The organism is Arthrobacter sp. RT-1 (assembly GCF_003367205.1).
Classification (GTDB): Bacteria; Actinomycetota; Actinomycetes; order Actinomycetales; family Micrococcaceae; genus Arthrobacter.
In genome coordinates this window covers 29372-37663 of the sequence record NZ_QRGQ01000025.1, presented here as the reverse complement: position 1 = coordinate 37663, position 8292 = coordinate 29372, and the positions used below count along the sequence as shown (strand labels likewise).

General features: G+C 66.2%; 9 protein-coding genes. 2 read left to right on the top strand and 7 right to left on the bottom strand.

Going from position 1 to position 8292, the window contains the following annotated elements; genetic code table 11:
- From DXK94_RS17235 to DXK94_RS17220, 4 genes are all read right to left on the bottom strand, one after another.
- On the bottom strand, window positions 1-609 hold a 609-nt coding region (locus DXK94_RS17235; protein WP_147294393.1), incomplete at its 3' end, for an amino acid permease.
- 10 nt (window positions 610-619) lie between these two features.
- On the bottom strand, window positions 620-2035 hold the full coding sequence (locus DXK94_RS17230) for an aspartate ammonia-lyase (RefSeq protein ID WP_079595027.1): 1416 nt from the start codon (window positions 2033-2035) through the stop codon (window positions 620-622).
- Window positions 2036-2041: 6 nt separating this feature from the next.
- The gene (locus tag DXK94_RS17225) at window positions 2042-3100 is read right to left on the bottom strand and encodes an asparaginase (protein WP_079595028.1); all 1059 of its coding nucleotides are present in this window, start codon (window positions 3098-3100) and stop codon (window positions 2042-2044) included.
- A gap of 23 nt (window positions 3101-3123) precedes the next feature.
- Window positions 3124-3873 (bottom strand): FadR/GntR family transcriptional regulator, encoded by a 750-nt coding sequence (locus DXK94_RS17220; protein ID WP_079595029.1) that lies wholly within the window; start codon window positions 3871-3873, stop codon window positions 3124-3126.
- Between the two features lie 173 nt (window positions 3874-4046).
- Here DXK94_RS17220 and DXK94_RS17215 point away from each other — a divergent pair, with 173 nt between their 5' ends.
- Both DXK94_RS17215 and DXK94_RS17210 read left to right on the top strand, forming a co-directional pair.
- On the top strand, window positions 4047-4313 hold the full coding sequence (locus tag DXK94_RS17215) for a helix-turn-helix transcriptional regulator (protein WP_079595030.1): 267 nt from the start codon (window positions 4047-4049) through the stop codon (window positions 4311-4313).
- Complete coding sequence (locus tag DXK94_RS17210) at window positions 4310-5554, top strand: type II toxin-antitoxin system HipA family toxin (protein ID WP_079595031.1); 1245 nt, start codon at window positions 4310-4312, stop codon at window positions 5552-5554. The genes DXK94_RS17215 and DXK94_RS17210 overlap by 4 nt, the downstream gene beginning before the upstream one ends.
- Window positions 5555-5563: 9 nt before the next feature.
- On the opposite strand, the gene DXK94_RS17205 is transcribed toward DXK94_RS17210, so the two are convergent.
- The 3 genes from DXK94_RS17205 to DXK94_RS17195 all read right to left on the bottom strand — a co-directional run.
- Window positions 5564-6514, bottom strand: coding sequence for a hypothetical protein (locus DXK94_RS17205; RefSeq protein ID WP_115525872.1), 951 nt, complete (start codon window positions 6512-6514; stop codon window positions 5564-5566).
- A 9-nt stretch (window positions 6515-6523) separates the two neighbouring features.
- Entirely contained in the window at window positions 6524-7141 is a 618-nt protein-coding gene (locus tag DXK94_RS17200) for a uracil-DNA glycosylase (protein ID WP_079595033.1), read from the bottom strand.
- Between the two features lie 153 nt (window positions 7142-7294).
- The coding region (locus DXK94_RS17195; protein WP_181884863.1) for an HNH endonuclease at window positions 7295-8292 on the bottom strand (998 nt) is incomplete at its 5' end.

Here is an 8292-nt window from a genome sequence, read left to right as displayed (position 1 = left end):
GGTGCCGAAGATGACGAAGTAGGTGCCGACGATGAGGAAGATGACCAGGGCGGCGACCTTGATCAGGGCGAACCAGAATTCCATTTCGCCAAAGACCTTGACCGAGACCAGGTTCAGGGCCAGGACCACGACCAGGGCGATCAGGGCCCAGGCCCATTGCGGGACTGCTGCCATCCAGGGGATGTAGTTGCCGAAGAAGTTCATGTACAGGGCCGCGGCGGTGATGTCCACGATGGTGGTGGTGGCCCAGTTGATCCAGTAGAACCAGCCGGAGACGAACGCGGCTTTTTCGCCGAAGAATTCCCGGGCGTAGGAGACGAAGGAGCCCGAGGAGGGCCGGTGCAGGACCAGTTCGCCCAGGGCGCGGAGGATGAGGAACGCGAAGAACCCGCAGACCGCGTACGCGATGACCAGCGACGGGCCGGCGGCGTTCAGCCGACCGCCGGCGCCCAGGAACAGGCCGGTACCGATCGCGCCGCCGATCGCGATCATCTGGATCTGCCGCGGTTTGAGGTTCTTGTGGTAACCCTTGTCCTCGGCATGCAACGCCGACTCGGAAGCATGGGCCTGCGGCGGGACTGTGTGGTCCGTGATGGGGGGATTTGTCATGGGGGATGTCCTATTTGCTGAGGTTGGCAAGGCGTTCGGGGCTAAGGAGTTCCTGGAGTTGGGTGTTGGTGAGGAGCCCGTGTTCGAGGACGAGCTCGGCCACGCCCTTGCCGGTGGCAAGTGCTTCCTGGGCGATGGCGGTTGCGGTGGCGTAGCCCAGGTGGGGATTCAGGGCGGTGACCAGGCCGATGGACTGTTCCACGGTGAGGCGGAGGTGTTCGGTGTTTGCGGTGATGCCCCGAATGCAGCGGGCCGTGAGGGTGCGGCAGGCTGCTTCCAGGTGGGAGATGCTCTTGTGGAGGCTGTGGACAATCACCGGTTCAAAGGCGTTGAGCTGGAGCTGCCCGGCTTCGGCCGCCATGGTGATGGTGACGTCGTTGCCGATGACTTCGTAGGCCACCTGGGAGACCACTTCCGGGATCACCGGATTGATCTTGCCGGGCATGATGGAGGAGCCGGACTGCACTGCCGGCAGGTTGATTTCGCCGAAGCCGGCGCGGGGGCCGGAGGAAAGCAGGCGGAGGTCGTTGCAGATCTTGGAGAGCTTGACGGCAACGCGCTTGAGCACGCCGGACAGGTGCACGAAAGCGCCGACGTCCTGGGTTGCCTCGATCAGGTCCGGGGCGGTGACCAGGGGCAGGCCGGTGATCTCGGCAAGGTGCCGGCAGGCTGCCGCGGCGTAGCCGGCGGGGGCGTTCAGTCCGGTTCCGATGGCGGTGGCCCCGAGGTTGATCTCGTGGATCAGCAGTTCGGCTTCGGCCAGGCGGAGCCGGTCTTCGCCGATGGTGATGGCGTAGGTGCCGAATTCCTGCCCAAGGGTCATGGGCACGGCGTCCTGCAGCTGGGTGCGGCCCATCTTCACCACGGTGCGGAACTCGAGGGCCTTGGAGGCGCAGGCTTCCTCGAGTTCGGCCAAGGCGTCCAGCAGCTCCCGTGCGGCGAAGATCGTTCCGAGCTTCACGGCGGTGGGGTAGACGTCGTTGGTGGACTGGCTGAGGTTGACGTGGTCGTTGGGGTGCAGCCGGGCGTAGTCGCCTTTGGGATGGCCGAGGATTTCGAGCGCGCGGTTGGCAATGACTTCGTTGGCGTTCATGTTCGACGACGTCCCGGCACCACCCTGGATGACGTCGACGACGAACTGGTCGGCGAGGCGGCCGTCCAGGATGTCCTGGCATGCCTGTTCGATGGCCGCCGACCGTTCTGCGTCCAGCAGGCCAAGCTCCCGGTTGGTGCGGGCGGCGGCGAGTTTCACCGCCGCGAGGCCGCGGACCAGGTGCATGTTGGAGGAGAGCTTCTGGCCGGTGATGGGGAAGTTCTCCACAGCACGGAGGGTGTGCACGCCCCAGTAGGCGGCGGCGGGGACATCGCGGTCGCCGAGCAGGTCGTGCTCGGAGCGGATGTCCGCGGCGGTTTCGATGATAGTCATGGGTCCTTACGGGGCTTCGTTGACGGGTTTGGACAGGAAATCGGTGGCTTGAAGCTGGCCGACCTGGTGGCCGCCGCCCAGCACGGGCGCCGTTGCAATCGCGGCGAGCGGCGCGGTGTCCACACCGAGGGCTTCCAGCAGTTTGACGGTGGCGGGCATCCGGGCGCGGTCGCCGCCGTCGGAAATCTTGACGGCCACGGCGCTGCCGTCGGGCAGGCCCACCAGCTGGACGCCTTCGAAGCCGTCCTTTGCGACAGCGCCGGGGAGCAGCCGCATGAGCCCGGTGACGTCGCGGCCTTCGCCGGCCACCATCTGCGGGTGCTGCTGCATGGCGAGTCCGACGGCGGCTTCCGTGCTAGGTACATCAGGCGAGGCGCCGCCGTCGGACGCGTTCCCAAGGGGACCGGCCGCCCGGGCGAGGCGGCCGAAGGCGCGGGCCATGCCGCGGAGGGTCAGTGCGAACAGCGGGGTGCCGCAGCCGTCCGTGCTGATGGCAAGGGGCTGCTCCCCGGCCAGGTCGGTGACGGTACGGGCAACGAGTTGCTGCAGCGGGTGGGCGGGGTCAAGGTAGCCGCGCACCGGCCAGCCGTTGATCACGCAGGTGGCGGCCATGGCGGCGTGCTTGCCGGAGCAGTTCTGGGTGAGCTGGGTGGCCCGGCCGCCGGTGCGAAGCCATTCCTCGCGCTCGGCCACGCCGTAGGGCAGGTCCGTGCTGTTCTCCAGGTCGGTGATGGCCAGGCCGTGCAGTTCGAGGATGCGCAGCGCGCCGTCCCGATGTTCGGCTGCGCCGGAGTGGCTTGCCGCGGCCAGTGCCAGGAGGTCCGCGGGGAGTTCAAGTCCTGCCCGGATCATGGCGACGGCCTGGAGCGGCTTCAGGGAGGACCGGGGGTAGAACGCAGCCAGCGGATCGCCTGCTGCTGCCTGGATTGAGCCATCTGCGGCGAGGGCGATGGCCGAGCCGTAATGGACGCTTTCCACGAGGCCGTCGCGGATGGCGGCGACCAGGGGCTGGTGCTGCGGCAGGGCGGCAGCAGTGTGGGCAGCAGAAAGCGCAGGGGAGAGCATGAATTCCTTGAAGGTTGCTGGAGTTACTTGTTCAGGATGGAGTCGAGGGCAACGCCCACGGCGTGCAGGTGGTGGGCCATGGCGGCGCGGGCGTCTTCCGCGGAGCCGGCCTCGATGGCGGCAAGGATCTGCTGGTGTTCGACGTCGGAGGCGTGCTGCCGGTCTGCCACCATGTTCAGGGTTTCCGACTGGTGCGCCAGGGCGTCACGGATATCGGCCACTACGCTGGCGAACACCTTGTTGCCGCTGGCGCGTGCGATCGCAGCGTGGAAGCTGGAGTCCAGGGCAACCCAGGATTCCGGATCTGTTTCGGTGGCCATGGCCGCCACGATGTGGCGGAGGGTTTCCAGTTCCTCGTCGGTACGGCGCTCGGCCGCCAGCCCCGCTGCCGGAACCTCGATGTGCGGTCTTGCCTCCGTGAGGTCCCGGGCTGAGTACTGGCCGAGGGTGAGGTCATTGGCCACCTTGTTGGCCACGACGAAGGTGCCCTTGCCCGTCTTGGTGACCGTGAGGCCCAAGGCGGTGCAGGACCTCAGGGCTTCCCGGATCACCGAGCGGCTCACTCCGTACTGCTGCGAAAGCGTGGCCTCCGAGCTGAGCTTGCTGCCCACTGCTACCAGCCCGGACTCAATGTCCTCGCGGAGGGCGTTGAATACGGCCTCCGCAGCACTCAACCGCGCCAAGGGGCGCGCCGAGGCGTGGCTGGCGGCCATTCCGCGGGCGGCTGCTCCGGCTGCAGGCTGTCCTGCTGTCCGGCTGTCTGACAGGTTCACGCTTTAAATATGGCACCGGTCACACGAGGTGTCAATGCGAGGTGTCAGCGGAGGCAAGCTCGGGGCTTGGCGAAAGGTACGTTCGTGCCGTTTCTCCCTTTTCTTACAGGATGCCCGGGCGTATCCTCTCCAATAAGACAAAAGATCGGCACGATCGTACCTATGGGAGGGTCATGATTCAGGAGCTTCCCCGGATCCTGGCCGCGGAAGTAAGGTCGCGCCGCACCTCGCTCGGCCTCACGCAGCGGGACCTGGCTGACATGGCCGGCGTTTCTGAGCGGTTTGTCCGTTTTGTGGAGCAGGGTAAGCCGAGCATCCAGCTGGATTCGCTTCTTGCGGTCCTCAACACCCTCGGGCTCGAGCTTCAGGTCGCAACCAAAACCAGCCAGGCCCGCCGCGCTGAAGCCGGTCCCGGGGCCCGGGAAGTGGCCGTGCCATGAGGCACCGCATCGCTGACATCTACAAGGCAGGTGTGCTGGCGGCCAGGCTGGAAAGGCACGACGGCGGGACCCGCTTCAGCTACCTCCCGGCGTATCTCGCATCCGGGGGACCCGCCGTCGCGACGTCCCTGCCGCCCACCAACGAGCCGGTCCTGTCTGCTGCGGGCGCTGCTCCGCCCTATTTCACCGGCCTCCTCCCGGAGGGCCGCCGGCTCAATGCCCTGCGGCGGTCCATCAAAACCAGTGCCGACGACGACCTGTCCCTCCTCATCGCGGCAGGCGGAAATCCTGTGGGCGACGTCCAGATCGTGGGTCACGGGGAGCCGCTGGACCCCGATGAGCATGCGGTCCAGCTGGATCCGAAGCTTCCCGTGGACTTCGATCAGCTGCTCGGTGACCCGGATCTGATCGACCCCGTGGCGCTGGCCGGCGTCCAGGACAAGCTGTCCGCCGGGATGATTTCCCTTCCCGTGGCAAGCGCCGGGAAGAGATTCATCCTGAAGCTCAACGCGCCCGAGTTCCCGCACGTGGTGGAGAACGAACTGGTGATGTTCCGCTACGCCGCCAAGCTCCGGATCCCGCTGAGCCGGGTCCAGCTGATCAGGGATGTTGCCGGCAGGCCGGGGCTGCTGGTGGAACGCTTCGACCGTGTGCCCGTCGCCAGTGGCGGCCCTGACGACGTGTTGCGCCTCGCGGTGGAGGACGGCGCGCAGGTGCTCAAGCTCTATCCGGCCGACAAGTACAACGTTGGCTACGGGCAGGTCTGCCACGCGCTGGCGGACCACTGCTCCGCGCCCCTTCCGGCGCTTCGGAACCTCGCCATCCAGGGGGCGTTTGCCTGGCTGACCGGCAACGGGGATCTGCACGCCAAGAATGTGTCCATGGTCCGGCATCCTTCCGGTGAATGGGCCATCGCACCGGTGTACGACATTCCCTCCACGGTCGTTTACGGCGACAAGACCCTGGCTCTGACCATGAACGGCAAACGGACGGGCATCTCGCGCCGCCATTTCCTGGGGTGGGCCACGGAGCTTGGACTTCCCGAGCGCGCTGCCGTCCAGGGGCTTGAGCTAGCGCTGAAAGCGTCGGGGCCGCTGGTGGCCGACCTGGAGGCAGGGACCGCCTTCGCCGCCGTCACCATCCAGAAAGACAACGACGACGGCGCTTCGCCCTTCCCCGACATGGTCACCAGGGCGTGGGTCAAGGAGCTCAAGCACCGGCGCCGCCTGCTGGAAGGATAGCGGTCCGCCTCACGCGTCCTGTTGTCGGGACCCGTCATACCAGCGCAGGACCCGGAGTGCTCGCAGCGTATTCCAGCGGCTGGGCAGCCCGTCTCCATCCTCCAGCGCGAAGTGGACCTTGCCGGGGTGGGTGTTCTCCAGCAGCCAGGTGCCGTCCGGTTGCTGCTTGGAGCGGATTAATTCCACCGCTTCAACGAGGCGTTGGTCCGGCGCGGCCCCAGTTGCCCGGAAGTAGTCCAAGCCTCGGAGGACGTCGTAGAACCAGCGCGTGGGATAGGAGAAGAGCAGCCAGTCCCTGCTGATCAGTTCGCCGGTGGATTTCCGCCGCAGCAGCTGGCGCTCCAGGAGGTACTTCTCGGCGGTTCTCCGGGCGGCGCGGGACTCTGGCGTCCCGCCGGTCGCGAGTTCGAACTCCAGCAGCCCTTCCAGGACGCAGATCGTGCTGTGGAATGAGGAACGCGTGGAGCCGCGTTCGGCCTCGCAGTTCCAGCCGCCGTCGGCCAGCTGTTCCTTGGTGAGGAGCTCAACCACGCTTTCCACGGTCTCGCCGAAATAGGCTCCCAGTGCGGCAGTCATGCCGTTGATGCAGGGTTCCACCTCACCCTCGAAAAAGGGCTGGTTGCCTTCCTCCCAACGGCTGTTCTCCCGTACCAGGGAGACCGCGTGGCGGGCCTCCGGGCTGTCAGGAAGCAGGCCAAAGTCGCGCAGTAGCAGGAGGCTGTAGGTGGTGGCGGTCCAGGGCTGGTTGTCGGGGTCGTCGTCCTGGGCCGGCCAGTACGTGCCGCCTGCCCATTGGGCGTCCGCTCCCTGCAGGGCGAGCAGCCGGGCGCCCCAGCCCTGGGTCGCGACGCGATTCCGCTCGGCCAGGACTTCATGTTCCGAAGCATCGGTAAGGTCGCGGAGGGCCTGCCAGCGGATGGCCGGGTCGGAGTCGAGCAGCCAGTCAAGCACTTTCTGCATGACGGCGTGTCAGAGGTGCTGGATGCCTGCCCGCTGCATGGCGTCCTTGTAGATCTCCACGTTCTTGGCCAGGAGTTCCTCCTGTTTGGCTTCGGAGACGGCGAATGCCCGCCCGCCGAGCGCCGTGGCCTTGTAGACCTTGATGCCGCTGTTTTTCAAGGACGAGTGGTACGTCTTTTCAAAAAGGGTGAGGAAGCTGGAGGCGTCGGTACCGTGGGCGATGATCGCGGAAACGCGGGAGTTGATTTTGAGGAACTGCCGGAAGGGGCGGAGGCCGTCGGTCTTTTCCTGCACGCTCAGCGCTGATGGGCTGCCGGGGTCGCGGACCCACGGGTAGGCGTTCCACGGCATCACGTAGCGCGGATCGAGCTCGGCTAGTTCGTAGATCTGGGTGGCGCGGCGGGCAGCTTCATCGTCGTTGTAGTGGGAGACAAATCCGGACTCGGTGCCCTTTCCCGGGCTGACTTGCAGGCTGACTATCCGGCATTCGTCCTCGTCGTGCACCGGATCGATATAGGGGACGGTGGAGCCCGGCTTCTTTTCCATCAGTTCGTCGCAAAGCTGGGTTACCTTCGCGATGTTCGGTTCCTGTAGCAGGGCCTTTTTTTCGTCCCAATCAATCGTCACGATTTCTCCCTCAGCAGCAAGGCGTCCAGAATCAGGCGTCTTAGGCCACTCTACGCTTCCCCGGATGAGGGTGGGCAGGGGAAATTCAGCGGCGACCTCTGTCGCGGCACAAGTGGGAGCCGAGTGGCGGTTGCTGGCTGCCGGATGCCCAAGCTACCACTGCCCCTTCCAACCCGCTGGCCCCGCCCTGCCCAGCACGTGGACAGCGTGCTTAATCGCTTCCTGGCGCCGAACCGGTTCCGGAAGCGGATTGTGAACGGTACGACAACCGATGGCTGGCTCAGTTCCAGCTGTCACCTGCCTGCCGGGCACCGCTTTTCGGTTGAGCGACGCTGGGGGCAGCGTCGCCTGACGGTGAGGAGCCTCGGGCAGAGGGGTCAAATCCCCTGAGCTCCCGGGCAGTGCTGGCGCGGTGGAGTGGTAGGTGTGGCCTGTTGGGGTTCGGGTTGCGACGGTGTGGCGGGTTCCGGGGATGGGTTTGGCGGTCCAGCCGGGGTTTTCCTTGGTGTGGTTGCAGGCTTCGCAGAGCCCTTGGCCGTTGCTCATGCTGGTTGGTCCGTCGTTGTGCCAGGGGATGATGTGGTCGTCATGCCGGATGGGCGCGTCGCAGTACGGGGTCCGGCAGGTGTCGTCCCGGACTTGGAGGAAGCGGCGGAGCCCGGGCGGGAAGAACCTGGCTTTTGAGTCCATCGCGACCAGCTCGCCGGTGCCGGGGGCCGTGTAGAGCCGGCGGAGCCAGACGGACAATTCATGCTGATCAGAAGTGCCAGCAATAGCACCATAGCCAACACCAACAGCAGTGCCAGAACCAGAGCCAGAACCAGAACCGGAACCAGAACCAGAACCAGAACCGGAACCGGAACCGGAACCGGAACCAGAACCAGCACTAGCGTCCGGGGCGGCCATCCCCACTGCACTGGTGCCGGTTGTCCTGTTCAGGATTGTCTCGCGTGCCCAGTGTGCGGGGACGGTGCCGTAGCCGGTGAGTCGGGCGGGTTCGCTGTCGCCCTGGAAGAGGGTGCGGTCGGTCATGACGAGCTGGATGTCGATCCCGGTGATCCCGCCGGGGGTCCCGGTGACGCGTTCGACCAGGGAGTCGGCCATAACCTGGCCGCGGGACCGTTCATCACCGCGGGACCGAGCGGCATCAG